General features: G+C 65.1%; 15 protein-coding genes. 11 read left to right on the top strand and 4 right to left on the bottom strand.

Translation table 11 applies throughout. The features are described from left to right. Positions 1-66: 66 nt before the first annotated feature. Positions 67-1,425 (bottom strand): aromatic ring-hydroxylating dioxygenase subunit alpha, encoded by a 1,359-nt coding sequence (locus RX327_RS04375; RefSeq protein WP_317249577.1) that lies wholly within the window; start codon positions 1,423-1,425, stop codon positions 67-69. A gap of 111 nt (positions 1,426-1,536) precedes the next feature. Between RX327_RS04375 and RX327_RS04380 the strand changes: the two genes are divergently transcribed. Beyond that, on the top strand, positions 1,537-2,322 hold the full coding sequence (locus RX327_RS04380) for an IclR family transcriptional regulator C-terminal domain-containing protein (RefSeq protein WP_050386779.1): 786 nt from the start codon (positions 1,537-1,539) through the stop codon (positions 2,320-2,322). Between the two features lie 6 nt (positions 2,323-2,328). Here the strand turns inward: RX327_RS04380 and RX327_RS04385 are convergent, their stop codons facing one another. Further along, entirely contained in the window at positions 2,329-3,237 is a 909-nt protein-coding gene (locus RX327_RS04385) for a helix-turn-helix transcriptional regulator (RefSeq protein WP_317249578.1), read from the bottom strand. 164 nt (positions 3,238-3,401) lie between these two features. On the opposite strand from RX327_RS04385, the gene RX327_RS04390 reads away from it, so the two are divergent. From RX327_RS04390 to boxB, 4 genes are all read left to right on the top strand, one after another. Next, positions 3,402-4,934, top strand: a complete 1,533-nt coding sequence (locus RX327_RS04390) for a benzoate-CoA ligase family protein (protein ID WP_317249579.1) — start codon at positions 3,402-3,404, stop codon at positions 4,932-4,934. 149 nt (positions 4,935-5,083) lie between these two features. Continuing rightward, a complete protein-coding gene (locus tag RX327_RS04395) occupies positions 5,084-5,893 on the top strand; it encodes an alpha/beta hydrolase (protein WP_317249580.1) in 810 nt (269 codons plus the stop codon). Between the two features lie 176 nt (positions 5,894-6,069). Beyond that, positions 6,070-7,758, top strand: a complete 1,689-nt coding sequence (boxC, locus tag RX327_RS04400) for a 2,3-epoxybenzoyl-CoA dihydrolase (protein ID WP_317249581.1) — start codon at positions 6,070-6,072, stop codon at positions 7,756-7,758. Between the two features lie 21 nt (positions 7,759-7,779). Beyond that, a complete protein-coding gene (gene boxB / locus RX327_RS04405; RefSeq protein ID WP_317251202.1) occupies positions 7,780-9,216 on the top strand; it encodes a benzoyl-CoA 2,3-epoxidase subunit BoxB in 1,437 nt (478 codons plus the stop codon). Positions 9,217-9,464: 248 nt separating this feature from the next. Here the strand turns inward: boxB and RX327_RS04410 are convergent, their stop codons facing one another. Together RX327_RS04410 and RX327_RS04415 are read right to left on the bottom strand one after the other, a co-directional pair. Then, positions 9,465-10,262, bottom strand: a complete 798-nt coding sequence (locus RX327_RS04410) for an SDR family NAD(P)-dependent oxidoreductase (RefSeq protein ID WP_317249582.1) — start codon at positions 10,260-10,262, stop codon at positions 9,465-9,467. A gap of 254 nt (positions 10,263-10,516) precedes the next feature. Then, a complete protein-coding gene (locus tag RX327_RS04415; RefSeq protein WP_317249583.1) occupies positions 10,517-11,575 on the bottom strand; it encodes a polysaccharide deacetylase family protein in 1,059 nt (352 codons plus the stop codon). 168 nt (positions 11,576-11,743) lie between these two features. Here RX327_RS04415 and RX327_RS04420 point away from each other — a divergent pair, with 168 nt between their 5' ends. From RX327_RS04420 to RX327_RS04445, 6 genes are all read left to right on the top strand, one after another. Then, positions 11,744-13,138, top strand: coding sequence for an OmpA family protein (locus RX327_RS04420; RefSeq protein ID WP_317249584.1), 1,395 nt, complete (start codon positions 11,744-11,746; stop codon positions 13,136-13,138). 2 nt (positions 13,139-13,140) lie between these two features. Continuing rightward, a complete protein-coding gene (locus RX327_RS04425; protein ID WP_016844056.1) occupies positions 13,141-13,437 on the top strand; it encodes a hypothetical protein in 297 nt (98 codons plus the stop codon). 108 nt (positions 13,438-13,545) lie between these two features. After that, positions 13,546-14,136: a TetR/AcrR family transcriptional regulator gene (locus RX327_RS04430; protein ID WP_028333757.1), complete on the top strand. Its 591-nt coding sequence runs from the start codon at positions 13,546-13,548 to the stop codon at positions 14,134-14,136. Next, a complete protein-coding gene (locus RX327_RS04435; RefSeq protein WP_028333756.1) occupies positions 14,133-15,041 on the top strand; it encodes a haloalkane dehalogenase in 909 nt (302 codons plus the stop codon). Before RX327_RS04430 ends, RX327_RS04435 begins: the two co-directional genes overlap by 4 nt. 18 nt (positions 15,042-15,059) lie before the next feature. Beyond that, a complete protein-coding gene (locus RX327_RS04440) occupies positions 15,060-15,290 on the top strand; it encodes a SelT/SelW/SelH family protein (RefSeq protein WP_028333755.1) in 231 nt (76 codons plus the stop codon). Positions 15,291-15,618: 328 nt separating this feature from the next. Continuing rightward, a complete protein-coding gene (locus RX327_RS04445) occupies positions 15,619-16,674 on the top strand; it encodes a lysylphosphatidylglycerol synthase domain-containing protein (protein WP_317249585.1) in 1,056 nt (351 codons plus the stop codon). Positions 16,675-16,730: the final 56 nt, after the last annotated feature.

Raw genomic sequence — 16,730 nt, forward strand, 5'->3', positions numbered from 1 at the left:
CGATCCGACCTTTCCCCGCAAGCGGGGCGAGGTGAAGGGTACGGCGCTGCGGCACTGAAGCCAACATCACTCCGCCGCCGTCAGATGATGCACCTTGCCGGCGATCTCGCGCGGCACCGGCGCGGCCCACGGCGCGCCGCGGCGGCGCTTGACGTCGACCTCCATCCAGTAGAGCTCCCAGCCTTGGGTCGGGCCGATGCCGTCCATCGTCGCCGGGCCCTGGATGCTGCGCGCGGAGGCGTCGTCGAGGAACAGCATCGGCTTCGCGCCGCCGGAAACCTTCTCGATTTCCTGCCGCAGCAGGCGGCGGTACTGCACGATCGCCTTGTCGCTCTGGCCGAGATGCTCGTTGGTGCGGTCCTGGATCGGTCCCATCGATTCCACCGCCCACTGGTCGTGGACGTTGATATCGGTGCCCATGCCGGTATAGGTCTCGGTTGCCTGCTCGTGCGGATCGAAGCCGTAATCGTTGGTCTTGTTCTTGCGCGACTTGTAGTCCGGCAGCGTATAGAGCTCGAGCCGCTGATCGCGCATCTTCTGCTTGTCGACGGGCGCGGCGTAGCTGGTGAAAATCGCATACCAATAGCAATTCTCGTCGTCGACGGGCACATGCCACTGGGTAATCGTCATCTCCGTGCTCATCGGGATGACGAACGCATGCGGGAACAGCTGGTTGGTGACGCGAACGTGGGTGCGCTGCTCGTCGATTTCTCGCAAGGCGATGAGCCGCAGGCCGTATTCAGTGTGCTCGACGTTGATGATCGGCCGGTCGTACTCGCGCAGGACCTTCGTCATGGGCATTTCCGAGTCGGCCGACGCACCGCGAAACTGCTTGCCGTAGGCCGCCGATGTATCCTCATCCTCGAAGAACCGATGCAGGAAGGAAGCGTGCGCCGGATCGATGCCGACCTCGAGCGCCTGCAGCCAGTTGCAGTTCATGTGGCCCTTGAACGCAAACGTATGGCTGCCGGGCGCGACGAAGCAGTCGAGTTCGGGAAAGGCGGGCGGGGCGCCTTCGCCGAGCCAGGCCCACAGGATGCCGCTCTTCTCGACCACGGGATAGGAGCGCTGCCTGATGCCCTTGCAGAGCTGCGAGCCGGCCGGCTCCGCCGGCGTCTCGATGCACTGGCCTGATGTGTCAAACAGCCACCCGTGGAAGGCGCAACGCAGGCCACCGTTCTCGAGCCGGCCGAAGGCAAGGTCGGCGCCCCGATGCGGGCAGTCGCGATCGAGCAGACCATAGCTCCCGTCCTCGCCGCGGAACAGCACCAGGTTCTCGCCGAGCAGGCGCACCGGCCGAACCGGGCGTGGCCCGTCCAATTCATCCACCAGCGCCGCCGGTTGCCAGTAACTCCGCATCAGCCTGCCGCAGGGGTCCTTGCGGCCGGTGCGGGTGATCAGATCGTTCGCTTCCTGGCTCATCATGGCGGCGTCTCCCGGATTTGGATTTGTTCGCCTATTGAACGAATGTGCGAATTATGCCATGTCTGGTTCCGACAGCAAGCCCAATTTTTGAACCGTTCAAAGCCGAGCCTCATGCCCAAGCTGAAGCGGACCGACCAGGACGAGCGCGCCACCGACTTCGTCGAGGCGCTCGATCGCGGCCTGCGCCTGCTGCAGGTGTTTGGCACCGTTACCGGTCCTGCGACGCTGAGCGATCTGGCGCGTGCTGCCGATCTGCCGCGCGCCACCGCGCGCCGCATCCTGTTCACGCTCGCGCATGGCGGTTTCGTCGCGACCGACGGCAAGCTGTTCACGCTGACGCCGCATGTGCTGACGCTGGCCGGCTCGTTCCTGCAATCCAACCAGGTGGTGACGGTGCTGCAACCGGTGCTCGATCGCATCGCGACCGCGGCGCAGGAGATCGCCTCGCTCGCGCTGCTCGACGGCGACGACGTCGTGTTCGTCGCGCGCTCGAGCCCGACCCGCGTGTTCTCCGCCGGTCTCGACATCGGCTACAGGCTGCCGGCGTTCTGCACCTCGGTCGGCCGCGCCATGCTCGGCCGGCTCACTGATGCCGAACTGGCGGCGCGGCTGAAGGCGATGCGCCGCGATCCGGTGACGCCGCAGACCACGACCGATCCGAAGAAGCTGCTCGCGACGATTGTCGCCGATCGCGCGCAGGGCTATTCACTGGTCGACCGCGAGGCCGAGCCGCATTTCCGTTCCATCTCGGTGCCGGTGCACCGCTACGACGGCACCATCGTCGCCGCCATCAACATGGGCGCGCATGTCGATCGCGTGCCGATGCAGGAATTGATCGACCGCTTCCTGCCGCTGCTGCGCGACGGCGCTGATGATGTGAAGAGCCGGCTGCTCTAAGTGCTGCTAAAGCGCCACGCTGCGCAGCCCGAAGCTGCGCGCCTCGTTCTGCAGTACCGGCCGCACGGAATCGATCAGCCGCGCGGCGGCGGCGTCGACCGAAAGCCCGGCAGTATCAACCACCGCCGATGCGCGGGCGTAGAGCGGCTCGCGGCTGAGCAGGATGTTGCGCAGCTCCGCCATTGCGGAGCGATCATCCGCCATCGGGCGCAGGTCGCCCTGGCGGCGGACGCGCGCCATGTGCTCCTCGGGCTCGGCCTTCAGCCAGATCGTGTAGAACGAGGTCAGGACCTGGTCGAAGGTCAGGGGCTCGGAGACGATGCCGCCGCCGGTTGCCAGCACCATCAGCTCGTTGCGTGCGAGCAGCTGTTGCAGCGCCGCCTGCTCCATGCGGCGAAAGCCTTCCTGGCCGTAGAGCGCGATGATCTCGGCGACCGAGAGGCCGTTCTGCTGCTCGACCTCCTTGTTGAGCTCGACGAAGCTCCAGCCGATCTTCTTCGCCAGGATCTTGCCGAGCGTGGACTTGCCGGCGCCGCGCAGGCCGATCAGGGCGATGCCGCAGAAGGAGGCGCGGCGTGGCGCCAGCGGGCTGCTGCCGGCGAGCATGTCCTTGGCCTGCGCGATCTGGTTCGGTGAAGCCTTGCGCAGCAGATCGCGGATCACGGCCCAGTCCGGCACGGGCTCGCTGGTGGGGATCAGGTCTTCGAGGTGCGCGCCCATCGCGTCCGAGACGCGGCGCAGCAGCACGATGGAGACATTGCCTTTGCCGCTTTCGAGCTGCGCGATGTAGCGCTCCGAAATCCCCGATACCTTGGCGAGCACCTTGCGCGACATGCCGCGCAATGCGCGCATGGTGCGCACACGCTGGCCGAGTTGTTCGAGGAAGTCGGTTTCCGGGTCGTTGGCTGCGGTCATGATCCCTGTGCGACGCGCGGTCCTGGCTGAATCAGACCGAGGTTCTAGGAAACATAGTGCCGATAAGGATTGACAGCAAGCCAACGTAGTGGCTTTGTATGAATTATAATTCTTAAATTCACAGGAGAGGGAAGCGTGGCACGTCCGGGTCCGAGGAGCGGAGCATGACTTACAACGCGGTCTCCTGGCTGCTCGACCGCAACATCGATGAAGGCCGCGGCGACAAGGTCGTGTTCGACGATACGGTGTCGCAAATCACCTATGGCCAGTTGCAGCAGCAGACCCGCCGCGTCGCCAACATGCTGCGCCGGCTTGGCGTCCGCCGCGAGGAGCGCGTGGCGATGATCATGCTGGATACGATCGATTTCCCGATCGTGTTCCTGGGCGCGATCCGCGCCGGCATCGTGCCGGTGCCGCTCAACACGCTGCTGACCGCGGACCAGTACGCCTACATCCTCTCCGACTGCCGCGCGCGCGTGCTGTTCGTGTCCGAAGCGTTGCTGCCGGTCGTGAAGGACATCATCGCGCGGATGCCCGACCTGGAGCATGTCGTGGTCTCCGGCAAGGACGCGCATGGCCACAAGAAGCTGTCGGACGAGATCGTACGCGAGAGCGATGTGTTCGCCACCGCGCCGACCCATGCCGACGAGCCGGCGTTCTGGCTGTACTCGTCCGGCTCGACCGGCATGCCCAAGGGCGTGCGTCATCTGCACTCGAATTTGCAGGCGACCGCCGACACCTATGCGAAGCAGGTGCTCGGCATTCGCGAGAGCGATGTCTGCCTGTCAGCGGCAAAATTGTTCTTCGCCTACGGTCTCGGCAACGCGCTGACCTTTCCGATGTCGGTCGGCGCCACCACGGTGTTGAACTCCGAGCGGCCGACGCCGGCGGTGATGTTCGCGCTGATGAACAAATATCACCCGAGCATCTTCTTCGGCGTGCCGACCCTGTTCGCGGCGATGCTGAACGACGAGGCGACCAAGGCGCAGTCCGGCGGCAACCGTTTGCGCATCTGCACCTCGGCCGGCGAGGCGCTGCCGGAATCGGTCGGCAACAGTTGGAAGGCGCGCTTCGGCGTCGACATCCTCGACGGCGTCGGCTCGACCGAGCTCTTGCACATCTTTCTGTCGAACGCGCCCGGCGACATCAAATACGGCTCCTCCGGCAAACCGGTGCCGGGCTACGCGGTGCGTCTCGTCAACGAGGCCGGGCAGGAGGTTGCCGACGGCGAGGTCGGCGAACTCCTGGTCGACGCGCCCTCCGCAGGCGAAGGCTACTGGAATCAGCGGCACAAGAGCCGCCGCACGTTCGAGGGACCGTGGACGCGAACCGGCGACAAATATGTCAGGGACGCCGAGGGCCGTTACACCTTCTGCGGCCGCGCCGACGACATGTTCAAGGTCTCCGGCATCTGGGTCTCACCGTTCGAGGTCGAGAGCGCGCTGATCACGCATCCGGCCGTGCTCGAGGCCGCCGTCGTGCCCGAAGCCGATCCGGAAGGGCTATTGAAGCCGAAGGCCTTCGTCGTGCTGCGGCCGGAGAGCTCGGCCGAAGGTTTGCACGAGGTGCTGAAGGAGCACGTCAAGCAGAAGATCGGCCCATGGAAATATCCGCGCTGGATCGACGTGGTGGACAATCTGCCGAAGACCGCGACCGGGAAGATCCAGCGCTTCAAATTGCGCGACGGTGCGCAATAGCGTTTTCGCATGTCGTCCCGGCGAAGGCCGGGACCCATACGCCGCGGCCTTTGTTCTAAGAGATGCTGTTCGACGGCTTTTGCGCAACAACTGAAGCCTGTGGTTATGGGTCCCGGCCTTCGCCGGGACGACGATGAGGAAGGTCGAGCATGCAGAACCTAAACCCCACAGGCTTCCTCAGCATCGACGGCGCCGAGCTCGAATACCGCATGATCGGTCCCCCGCCGGACGCGGCGCCGACCATCGTGATGCTGCATGAAGGCCTCGGCTCGGTCGGGCTGTGGGGCGACTTCCCCGAGAAGCTGCAGGCGGCGACCGGCGCCGGCGTGTTCGCGTATTCGCGCGCGGGCTATGGCTCCTCGTCGCCGGCGAAGCTGCCGCGTCCGGTCGACTACATGCATCGCGAGGCGCTCGACGTGCTGCCGAAGCTGCTCGATCGGATCGGCTTCCGCCGCGGCTTGCTGCTCGGTCATTCCGACGGCGCGTCGATTGCCGCGATCTATGCCGGGGCGCATCAGGATCATCGCCTGAACGGCATCGTGCTGATCGCGCCGCATTTCATCGTCGAGGACATCTCGATCAAATCCATCGCCGCGATCAAGACGACGTTCGAGACTACGGACCTGAAGGCAAAGCTGGCGCGCTGGCACAAGGACGTCGACAACGCCTTCTACGGCTGGAACGGCGCCTGGCTCGATCCGAAGTTCCGCGACTGGGACATCTCGGAATACCTGGCCTATATCCGTGTGCCGGTGCTGATCGTGCAGGGCGCGGCCGACCAGTACGGCACGATGCGGCAGGTCGAGATCGCCCAGGAGGAGTGCTACTGCCCGGTCGATGTCACGGCCATCGATGGTGCCGGCCATTCGCCGCATCGCGAAGCGCCCGCGGTGACGCTCGAGGCGGTCGCCGAATTCGCCAAAGCGGCGCTGCGCGACGACCCGGCGCTGGCGGCCTGACCTTTGGTGCCGGTGCCAGGTCATTGGCCGAGCGAGTGAATTTCCCGAACATGAAACAAAATGCATGTTTTTGCGTTTTGAACTAGACCAGATCGAAAACATGCATTATTGTGCATGAAGACCTCGACGACGAACCTTCGAACGAACAACGGCAAGACAACAGATAAGGGTGGCCCATGGCTGGTGACGATCGCGTCCTTGCAGGCGGGGCGAAGTTCATCGATTTCCAGACCGAACCGTCCCGGTACAAGCACTGGAAGCTCGCGGTCGAGGGCGACGTTGCGACCCTGACCATGGACGTCGACGAGAACGGCGGCCTGTTCGAGGGCTACCTGCTCAAGCTCAACTCTTACGATCTCGGCGTCGACATCGAGCTTGCCGACGCGATCCAGCGCCTGCGCTTCGAGCATCCCGAGGTGAAGGTCGTGGTGATGCGCTCGGCCAAGAACCGCGTGTTCTGTGCCGGCGCCAACATCCGCATGCTCGCGGGCTCGACGCATGCGCACAAGGTGAACTTCTGCAAGTTTACCAACGAGACCCGCAACGGCATGGAAGACTCTTCGGAGAATTCCGGCCAGCGCTTCATCACCGTGGTGAACGGCTCGGCCGCCGGCGGCGGCTATGAGCTGGCGCTTGCGACCGATCACATCGTCCTCGCCGATGACGGCTCGTCCGCCGTAGCGCTGCCCGAAGTGCCGCTGCTCGCGGTGCTGCCCGGCACCGGTGGTCTCACGCGCGTCGTCGACAAGCGCAAGGTGCGCCGCGATCACGCCGATTTCTTCTGCACCATCGAGGAGGGCGTGAAGGGCAAGCGCGCCGTGCAATGGCGCCTCGTCGACGAGATCGCGCCGAATTCCAAGCTGGAAGCCAAGATTGCCGAGCGCGTCAAGGAGTTCGCCGCGAAGTCGAAGCGCAACGGTGCCGGCAAAGGCATCGCGCTGGCGCCGCTGACGCGCACCATCGACGACAGCGCCATCCGTTACGGCTTCGTCACCGTCGACATCGATCGCACGGCCCGCATCGCCACCATCTCGATCAAGGCACCGGAGGCCGCGCCGCCTGCCGACATCGACGGCATGATGGCGCAGGGCGCCTCGTTCTGGCCGCTCCAGGTCGCGCGCGAGCTCGATGACGCCATCCTGCATCTGCGCATCAACGAGCTCGAGATCGCCATGCTGGTGTTCAAGAGCCACGGCGATCGGGCCCATGTGCTCGCTTGCGATGCCTTCCTCGAAGCCAACAAGGCGCACTGGCTGGTCAACGAAATCCGCCACTACTGGAAGCGCGTGCTCAAGCGCATCGACGTCACGTCGCGCACACTGGTGACGCTGGTCGAGCCCGGCTCCTGCTTTGCCGGCACGTTGGCCGAGCTCGTGTTTGCCGCCGACCGCTCCTACATGCTGATCGGCACGCGGCAGGGTGACAACCGCCCGCCGCCGTCGATCGAGCTTTCCGCGATGAATTTCGGACCCTACCCGATGAGCCATGGGCTGACCCGGCTACAGTCGCGCTTCCAGGCCGACCCCTCGGACATCGAGCGCGCGCAAGGCTCGATCGGCAAGGCGCTCGACGCCGAGCAGGCCGAGGAGCTCGGCCTCGTCACCTTCGCACTCGACGACATCGACTGGGACGACGAGGTCCGCGTGTTCCTCGAGGAGCGCGCCAGCTTCTCGCCCGACAGCCTCACCGGCATGGAAGCGAGCCTGCGCTTCGTCGGTCCCGAGACGATGGAATCAAAGATCTTCGCCCGCCTCACCGCGTGGCAGAACTGGATCTTCCAGCGCCCGAATGCGGTCGGCGAGGAAGGCGCGCTGCGCCGCTACGGCAGCGGCCAGAAGCCGAAATTCGATATGACGCGGGTCTAAGGGAGCACGGCCATGAACATCATGAACGTCGACTACTCGACCAAGATTCCGAACAACGTCAATCTGGCTGAAGACCGCCAGGTGCTGAAGGCGCTGGAAGGCTGGCATCCCGGCTACATGGATTGGTGGAGCGACATGGGGCCGGAAGGCTTCCAGGAATCGCTGGTTTACTTGCGCACCGCGTACTCGGTCGATCCGCGCGGCTGGGCCAAGTTCGACTATGTGCGCATGCCCGAATATCGCTGGGGCATTCTCCTTGCGCCGCAGGAAGAGAACCGCGTCGTGCCGTTCGGTGAGCACTACGGCGAGCCGGCCTGGCAGGAAGTCCCGGGCGAGCATCGCGCCATGCTGCGCCGCCTGATCGTGATCCAGGGCGACACCGAACCGGCCTCGGTCGAGCAGCAGCGCCATCTCGGCAAGACCGCGCCCTCGCTCTACGACATGCGCAACCTGTTCCAGGTCAATGTCGAGGAAGGCCGTCACCTCTGGGCGATGGTCTACCTGCTCCAGAAATATTTCGGCCGCGACGGCCGCGAGGAGGCCGACGATCTGCTGCGCCGCCGCTCCGGCGATGCCGACGCACCGCGCATGCTCGGGGCCTTCAACGAGGCGACGCCCGACTGGCTGTCCTTCTTCATGTTCACCTATTTCACCGACCGCGACGGCAAGATGCAGCTGCACAGCCTCGCGCAGTCCGGCTTCGATCCGCTGTCGCGCACCTGCCGCTTCATGCTGACCGAGGAAGCGCACCACATGTTCGTCGGCGAGACCGGCATCACCCGCGTCGTGCAGCGCACCTGCGATGCGATGAAGGCGGCCGGCATCACCGACCCGACCGACATTGCCAAGGTCCGCGCGCTAGGGGTGATCGATCTGCCGACCATCCAGAAGAAGCTGAACCTGCACTACACGCTGTCGCTCGACCTGTTCGGCTCCGAGGTCTCGACCAACGCGGCCAACGCCTTCAACGCCGGCATCAAGGGCCGCTATCACGAGACCCAGATCGACGACGACCACCAGCTCAAGAATTCCACCTATCCGGTGCTCAAGCTGATCAACGGCGAAATCAAGCTGGTCGACGAGCCGGCGCTGACTGCGCTCAACATGCGCCTGCGCGACGATTACAGCCAGGATTGTGTCAAGGGCATGCTGCGCTGGAACAAGGTGATCTCGACCGCGGGCTATGATTTCCAGCTCAAGCTGCCCAACGTCGCCTTCCACCGCCACATCGGTGAGTTCAAGGACGTGCACGCCACGCCCGACGGCATCCTGATCGACGATGCCACCTGGGCCAGGCGCAAGGACGAGTGGCTGCCCTCGGCCAGCGACGGCGACTTCATCACCTCCCTGATGCAGCCCGTCACCGAGACCGGCAAGTACGCCTCCTGGATCTCGCCGCCGAAGGTCGGCATCGACAACAAGCCGGGCGATTTCGAGTATGTGAAGATCGAGAGCTGAGGGCGAGCTAACAGTTCCTCTCCTCCCGGAGGGGCCGAAAAGGGGTAAGCCGAGAAGGTCCTGGCTTGCCCCTTTTCTTTTGCGTCGTGCGCTCATTCCGTCATCACCCGCGAAAGCGAAAGCGGGTGATTCAGTATTCCAGAGACTGCCGAGCAGGATTGAGAGGCCGCGGCGTACTGGATGCCCCGGTCGAGCCGGGGCATGACAGCGGTAGAATGGCGCCCAAAGTCGATCGTCGCGATACCGTGCTAGCCCGCGATCTCCAGCCCCGCGGTCGCATAGACCACGCCGCCGTCGACCGCGATGGTCGCGCCCACGTAGTCGCCCGCGCGCGAGGCGAGATAGATCGCAGCGCCCGCCATGTCCTCGTCGGTGCCGATGCGGCCTGCAGGCACGCGCGTTGCGACCTCGTCGCCATGGTCGCGCGCGGCACGGTTCATGTCCGATTTGAAGGCGCCGGGTGCGATCGCGGTGACGTTGATGTTGTCCTTGATCAGGCGGGTCGCCATGCGGCGGGTCAAATGGATCAGCCCCGCCTTGCTCGCGGCGTAGGAATAGGTCTCCATCGGATTGACGAAGATGCCGTCGATCGAGGCGATGTTGATCACCTTCGCCGGCCGCTCCGCGCTTGCTGCCGCGCGCAGGGGGCCGGCCAGCGCCTTGGTCAGGAAGAACGGCGCCTTGACGTTGAGGTTCATCACCTTGTCCCAGCCGCTCTCCGGAAATTCGTCGAACTCCGCACCCCAGGCCGCGCCCGCATTGTTGACGAGGATGTCGAGCCTGGACTCGCGCTTGATGATCTCGCCCGCGAGCTTGTCGCAGCCCTCGACGGTGGAGATGTCGATCGGCAGCGCGATGCATTCGCCGTCATATTGTGCGGTGAGCGCCTTGGCGGTCTCCTCGCACGGCCCAGCCTTGCGCGCTGTGATGTAGACCCTGGCGGCCCCCTGCGCGAGGAAGCCGGCCGCGATCATCTTGCCGATGCCGCGCGAGCCGCCGGTCACCAGCGCGATACGGCCTTTGAGCGAGAACAGATCGTTGAACATGCGCTCCTCCATTGCGTTGCCACTGGTTCTGGGCGCGGCCGGGGAACGAGTCAAGGAGAGCTCGAAGGCGCAAGTGGGAGCATGGCTTGCCACCTCCCCTTGAAAAGGGAGGTCGCTTTGCTCGCAGAGCAAGGCGGGTGGGGATCTGCTCTCTCCACAGACGCCGTCGTCTGTGGCCGGACCCCCATCGCGACCTTCCCCCTTTCAGGGGGAAGGAGAAAACTGAAAATCCGCGGCGGTATCCTCCGCGCGCATCACGCCGCCGCGATCCGGCGAAAGCCGTTCCACATCGCGGTCGCGGCGCCCGAGGTCAGCACCGGCAGGATGCGCGCGTCCTGGTAGTTGCCATTGAGCGAGACCCGCTGCAAGGCGGTCAAATGGTCGGCGCTTTCGGGAAACAGCATGCCCGGCCGCGTCGTCACCGCGGTCCGGAAGCCGATCGACCGGGCGAGGGCGAATTCACGCTGCCCGGCGGCGATCCGGTCGCCATAGGGATAAGCGAGATGCAATGCCGGCCGCTGCAACGCATCCTCGATTCGCGCCCGGCTGGTCGCGAGCTCGAACGACGCGATGGTCTCGCTCTGCTTGGCGAGATTGCAATGGGTGATGGTGTGCGCGCCGATCGTCACCAGCGGGTCGTCGGCGAAGCCGCGCAACTCGTCCCATGACATGCAGAGCTCGCGCGCGATGCCGGTCTCGTCGACGCCGTGACGGGCGCACAGCGCTGATATCTCGGCCTGCATCTCCTGCTCGCCGGGCAGTGAACGCAGCCAGTCGTGGATGCGGCCGAAGGCAGTACGCTTGGCCTGCGGTGTCGCGGTGTCGATCCGCGTCATGGTGCCGTCGATCGGCACCTCGATCGCGGACGCCGCCGCGATCACCCGCTCCAGCGCGATCCACCACAATCTGCCGCAGCCCTCGGCGAAATCGCTCGCGACATAGACCGTGAACGGGGCGCCGAACTCGCGCATCACAGGCAGCGCGAAATCGCGATTGTCGCGATAGCCGTCGTCGAAGGTAAAGCAGGCGAAGCGCCGTGCGAAATTCCGTTCGGCGAGACGACGATGCGCCTCGTCGATGCTGATCACGTCGACGTCGAGCGCGCGCAGATGCGTCAGCATCGCGCGCAGGAAGTCCGGCGTGACCTCGAGATGATGGTTCGGCTGGAACGTGTCGCCGCGCCGCGGGCGGACGTGGTGCAGCATGAAGATGGCGCCGACGCCGGCGAAGATCGGCCGCAGCAGGATGTGCGCACCCGAGAAATACAACGCCTCCATGCTGGCACGGATCACGGTATTGCGGAGTTGTTTCATGAGGGCGCGGGCCGGCCGATTTGCATTCCGCGGCAAACTTAGCGAAAGACCACTGAAGAAACTGTTATCCCGGTCCGACATGGCGCCCCCGCCATGGCGCGTCATTTGGGGTTTGACAGTCAGCCAAGGGTTTGATTTCTCTCTGGTTCCCGACCCGCAGGACGCTGAATGCACGGACTTTTCAAGTGGAGTGGCAAGTGGTGGCCGGGGGTGATTCCACTGGTCGTGCTTTGGGGTCTTGCGGCCTGGACCAGCACTGCAACGGTCGAAGCGGACCTTGCCGCGCGCTCTAATGCCGCACTCAAGGATACCGTCCTCGACAAGCGCCGCATCAGCGTCGACGGCCGCGATGTGAGGTTCGCGGCCAACGCCTTCTCCGAAGACGGCCGCCTCAGCGCGGTGGCGTCGGTCGAAGCCGTGCCCGGCGTGCGGCTGGTGAACGACGGGACCCGCCTTGTTCCCGAAGCCAAGCCCTTCGTCTGGACCGCCGAGCGCGACGTGGTGCGGGTGACTCTTGGTGGCAATGCGCCGCTGCCGTCGAGCAAGGGCAAGTTGACCGAGGCCCCGAAGGCCGGTCTCGGCGGCGTCGAGGTGGTGGATCAGATGGTGCTCGCCCGCGGCGCGCCGCTGCGGTTCGACGCGGCGGCGATGCTGTTGCTGGATCAGATAGGCAAGCTCAAGGACGGCAAGATCACGATAACCGACACCAAGGTCAATCTGTCGGGCATGGCGCGCGAGCTCGGCGGCCGCGAGGCGATCGCGGCCGCGCTGAAGAACCTGCCCGAGGGTTTCTCGATCGCCGCCAACGAGATCAAGGCGCCGCCCTACATCTTCCAGGCCTACAAGGATCCGGTGGCCGCGACGGTGACGCTGACCGGCTACGTCCCCGACAACAACGTGCACGCCGCGCTGGTCGCCGCCGCCGGCCGAAAGTTCTTCACCGAGAAGGTCGTCGACAACCTCAAGGCCAGCATCGGGGCACCCGGCTCCTTCAGCGCGGCCGTGGTCCCAGCGCTCGGCGCGCTGTCGCGGCTGTCGACCGGCACGCTTGTCGTCTCCGACCGCGAGGTGAAGCTGTCGGGCGATGCGCTCTACGAAGGCGCCGCCGGCCAGATCCGCGACGGGCTCGGCAAGGATTTTCCGCAGGGCTGGCAGTACAAGGCCGAGGTCACGGTCAAGCCGGCGGCTGCCCCGGTCGATCCCACGGTGTGCCAGCAGCTGTTTTCCGAAATCCTCTCGAAGGGCAAGATCCGCTTCGAGTCGGGGAAGGCCGACATCGTGCCGGATTCCGCCGGCCTGCTCGACCGCCTGATCGAGACCGCGTTGCGCTGCCCCAATGCGACGATCGAGATCGCCGGCCATACCGACAGCGACGGCGAGGAGGCCGCCAACCAGGCGCTGTCGGAGCGGCGCGCGCAGGCCGTGGTGGAATACCTCGTGCGCGCCGGCCTGCCCGCCAGCCGCTTCACCGCGGTTGGCCATGGCAGCACGCAGCCGCTCGCCGGCAACGACACCGATGAAGGCAAGGCCCAGAACCGCCGTATCGAATTTCTGGTGAAGTAGCGATGACCGTGCTCGCGACATTCTTCTGGGGTTGGCTGCTCGGCGCGGCGCTGCTCGGCTTTTGCATGGGCTGGATCGCGGTGGTGCATCGGGCGCAGGGCGTCTCGAAGGTCTGGATGCGCTGGCTGGCGCTGCTCGCTGCCGCGCTGGTGGCGACGTCGTTCGCGCGGATCGTGCCCGGCCGGTTCGGCTACTGGCTCGACCTCTTCCTGGTCATGTTCGCGCTCTATCTCGTCGGCTGCGCGATCGGCTCCTGGCTGCGCGACTGGGTGGTTTCGCGCAGCAAGCCCGCGAGCTGACCTCAACCTCTTGATCCGGCAGGCCTGAGCGGCGTCGCCAAGCGCAAGGCGAGCCGCATTCTTCTTAGGGCTTGACATTAATACGTACGTACGTATTAAGTCGCGGTCATGCCAAAACCCTCTCTTCGCGATGCCATCCTCGACGCCGGCCTGAAGGAAATGTTCCGGACTGGCTATCATGGCACCAGCGTGCGCGACGTCACCGCCGCCGCCGGCGCGCCGCAGGGCTCCTTCACCAACCATTTCCGCTCGAAGGAGCTGTTCGCGTCCGAGGTGCTGGACCGCTACTTCCTCTATGTGCGCGGCCTCGTCGCCGAGGCGCTGGGCGACCTGACGCTGACGCCGCGCGAGAGGCTGAGAAGCTACCTCGATCTGATCACCGGCAAGCTCGCGCATGACGGCTTCACCCGCGGTTGCCTGATCGGCGATTTCAGCCTCGAGGCGTCGGGCTCGAGCGAGGTGCTGCGCGAGCAGCTCGACGACATCTTCCGGGAATGGCGCGCGCCGTTTGCGGCCTGCATCGCCGAGGCTCAGGCCACAGGCGAGATCGCCTCCGACTTCGATCCCGATCAATTGGCCGATTTTCTGCTCGCATCCTGGCAGGGCGCGATGCTGCGCATGAAGGTCGAACGCAGCGAAGCTGCGCTGACGCGTTTCAAGACGATCGCATTCCAAACCGTGTTCAAGGAGTTGCCATGATCATATCCGCCGATATCAGCCTGCATCATCGCGCTGTGCTCGAGAGCACGATGACCTATCGCGAGACCCGCCGCAGTGACGCGCCGCATGTGCTGTTCCTGCACGGCAATCCGACGTCATCCTACATCTGGCGCAACATCATGCCGCTGGTCGCCCCCGTCGGGCACTGCATCGCGCCCGACCTGATCGGCTACGGCCAGTCCGGCAAGCCCGACATCGGCTATCGCTTCTTCGACCAGGCGGACTATCTCGACGCGCTGATCGACGAGCTCGGCATCGCCTCGGCCTATCTAGTCGCCCAGGATTGGGGCACGGCGCTCGCCTTCCACCTCGCGGCACGCCGTCCGCAACTGGTGCGCGGGCTCGCCTTCATGGAGTTCATCCGCCCAATGCGCGATTGGTCGGACTTCCACCAGCACGACGCCGCGCGGGAGACGTTCCGGAAATTCCGCACGCCGGGCGAGGGCGAAGCGATGATCCTCGACAACAATGCGTTTGTCGAACGCGTGCTGCCCGGCTCGATCCTGCGCACGCTCAGCGAGGAGGAGATGGCCGCCTACCGCGCGCCGTTTGCGACGCGAGAAAGCCGCAAGCCGACCTTGATGCTGCCGCGCGAGCTGCCGATCGCCGGCGAGCCGGCCGATGTCGCGGAGGCGCTCACGGTGGCGCATGCGGCGCTCGCGACATCGACCTATCCGAAGCTGCTGTTTGCGGGGTCGCCCGGGGCACTGGTGTCACCGGCCTTTGCCGCCGAATTCGCCAGGACGCTCAAGCATTGCGCGGTCATTCAACTCGGCGCGGGCGCGCACTATCTGCAGGAGGATCATCCGGAGGCGATCGGCCGTTCTGTGGCCGGCTGGATCGCCGGCGTCGAGGCCGCCTCCGCGCAGCGCCACGCCGCATGAGTGCACGGAGGGCGTGACATGAGGAATGTCTCGATCACCTATTGCCGCCCGTGCGGCTATGAGAAGCGTGCCAAAGAGGCCGCGGCGCTGTTGCGCGAGCGCCTTGGCGTCGATGCGACGCTGATCCCCGGCAAGGGCGGCATCTTCGAGGTCAAGCTTGGCGACGAGGTTGTCGCCAGGCGCGCCAAGGGACATTTTCCCGATGCCGCCGAGATCGTCGCCGCGGTCACGGCGGCGCGGGATTGCTGATCAGCGGAGCGCCTCTCGGCGGGTACGGAAGATCATTCTCTATTCGGCCGTGCCGGTGCTTCACCGTAGTTTTCCGGATGGCCTTGCGGGCTGTTCGGCGGGCTAACTGCCGCACGCGCATGTCAAGTCTTGTCGAAGGCGGCGGGAAACGCGCATATTTGTGCATCCGCTGTCATGAATCATCCCTAATATCTTGAAGATGCGCGTTTTATTGTCTTTTGACGAATTCCACTCCGGTTTAAAACGCGCTACACGGGCCAGGGCACAGCGAAGCGCCGGCGAAGTTCGCCCGGGAGCCGTCGTCGCGGGATCGCAATTCGAGGTCTAGATGCTGGAAGCCATACGCAGGGCGATGTCGTTTCTGCGCCAGAAGCAGGTCCTGCATAAGCTTGGAGTTGTGATCAGCATCGCGGTCATCGGCATCGCTTGCTACGTGCTCTACCACATGCTCCGAGGCATCGATTTCAACGAGGTCCTCGAGGCGATCAAGAGCACCGAGCCGCGCCAGATTGCGATGGCGGCGCTGTTCGTCGCTGCGGGCTATTTCACCCTGACCTTCTACGACCTCTTCGCCACGCGCGCGATCGGCCATGCCCATGTGCCCTATCGCATCAATGCGCTCGCGGCCTTCACCAGCTATTCGATCGGCCACAATGTCGGCGCCAGCGTCTTCACCGGCGGCGCGGTGCGCTACCGCATCTATTCGGCCTATGGGCTGAACGCGATCGACGTCGCAAAAATCTGCTTCCTCGCCGGCCTGACTTTCTGGCTTGGCAATGCCGCCGTGCTCGGCCTCGGCATCGCCTATCACCCGGAGGCTGCCGCCTCGATCGACCAGCTTCCGCCCTGGCTGAACCGGACGCTGGCGCTGATGATCATCGTGGCGCTGATCGGCTACGTGGTCTGGGTCTGGACCCAGCCGCGGGTGGTCGGCCGCGGCCCCTGGACTGTGGTGCTGCCGGGCGGCCCGCTGACGCTGCTTCAGATCGCGATCGGCATCGTCGATCTCGGCTTCTGCGCGTTGGCGATGTATGTCCTGGTGCCGGACGAGCCCCATGTCGGCTTCGTCGTGGTCGCGGTGATCTTCGTCTCGGCCACCCTGCTCGGCTTTGCCAGCCATTCCCCGGGGGGGCTAGGCGTGTTCGACGCCGCCATGCTGGTCGGCCTCTGGCAGATGGACCGGGAGGAGCTTCTGGGCGGCATGCTGCTGTTCCGCGTCCTCTATTATCTGTCTCCCTTCGTCCTATCTGTAATCTTGCTGACGCTTCGCGAAGTTATCATCGGCGCCCGACTCAAACGGCTGCCGCAGGCTGATTCGGGTCCCCGCGCCGAGCCGCACCATGAGGCGGTTCTGGTTCGCAAGCGCGGTGACTCCGGGGTCTGATGAAGCGGCCCGATGCCTCCCGAGGGAAGGTCGATGTGACCGCGCCTGGGCGAGAC

Origin of the sequence: Bradyrhizobium sp. BEA-2-5, assembly GCF_032918025.1 — a bacterium.
In the GTDB taxonomy this organism is placed as follows: domain Bacteria; phylum Pseudomonadota; class Alphaproteobacteria; order Rhizobiales; family Xanthobacteraceae; genus Bradyrhizobium; species Bradyrhizobium pachyrhizi.

Bases quoted from the DNA above. Each gene is read 5' to 3' on its own strand.
- RX327_RS04420 (WP_317249584.1), top strand. From the start codon at position 11,744: ATGCACGGACTTTTCAAGTGGAGTGGCAAGTGGTGGCCGGGGGTGATT.
- RX327_RS04415 (WP_317249583.1), bottom strand. From the start codon at position 11,575: ATGAAACAACTCCGCAATACCGTGATCCGTGCCAGCATGGAGGCGTTG.
- RX327_RS04425 (WP_016844056.1), top strand. From the start codon at position 13,141: ATGACCGTGCTCGCGACATTCTTCTGGGGTTGGCTGCTCGGCGCGGCG.
- RX327_RS04410 (WP_317249582.1), bottom strand. From the start codon at position 10,262: ATGTTCAACGATCTGTTCTCGCTCAAAGGCCGTATCGCGCTGGTGACC.
- RX327_RS04430 (WP_028333757.1), top strand. From the start codon at position 13,546: ATGCCAAAACCCTCTCTTCGCGATGCCATCCTCGACGCCGGCCTGAAG.
- RX327_RS04435 (WP_028333756.1), top strand. From the start codon at position 14,133: ATGATCATATCCGCCGATATCAGCCTGCATCATCGCGCTGTGCTCGAG.
- RX327_RS04375 (WP_317249577.1), bottom strand. From the start codon at position 1,425: ATGATGAGCCAGGAAGCGAACGATCTGATCACCCGCACCGGCCGCAAG.
- RX327_RS04395 (WP_317249580.1), top strand. From the start codon at position 5,084: ATGCAGAACCTAAACCCCACAGGCTTCCTCAGCATCGACGGCGCCGAG.
- RX327_RS04440 (WP_028333755.1), top strand. From the start codon at position 15,060: ATGAGGAATGTCTCGATCACCTATTGCCGCCCGTGCGGCTATGAGAAG.
- boxC (WP_317249581.1), top strand. From the start codon at position 6,070: ATGGCTGGTGACGATCGCGTCCTTGCAGGCGGGGCGAAGTTCATCGAT.
- RX327_RS04380 (WP_050386779.1), top strand. From the start codon at position 1,537: ATGCCCAAGCTGAAGCGGACCGACCAGGACGAGCGCGCCACCGACTTC.
- boxB (WP_317251202.1), top strand. From the start codon at position 7,780: ATGAACGTCGACTACTCGACCAAGATTCCGAACAACGTCAATCTGGCT.
- RX327_RS04385 (WP_317249578.1), bottom strand. From the start codon at position 3,237: ATGACCGCAGCCAACGACCCGGAAACCGACTTCCTCGAACAACTCGGC.
- RX327_RS04445 (WP_317249585.1), top strand. From the start codon at position 15,619: ATGCTGGAAGCCATACGCAGGGCGATGTCGTTTCTGCGCCAGAAGCAG.
- RX327_RS04390 (WP_317249579.1), top strand. From the start codon at position 3,402: ATGACTTACAACGCGGTCTCCTGGCTGCTCGACCGCAACATCGATGAA.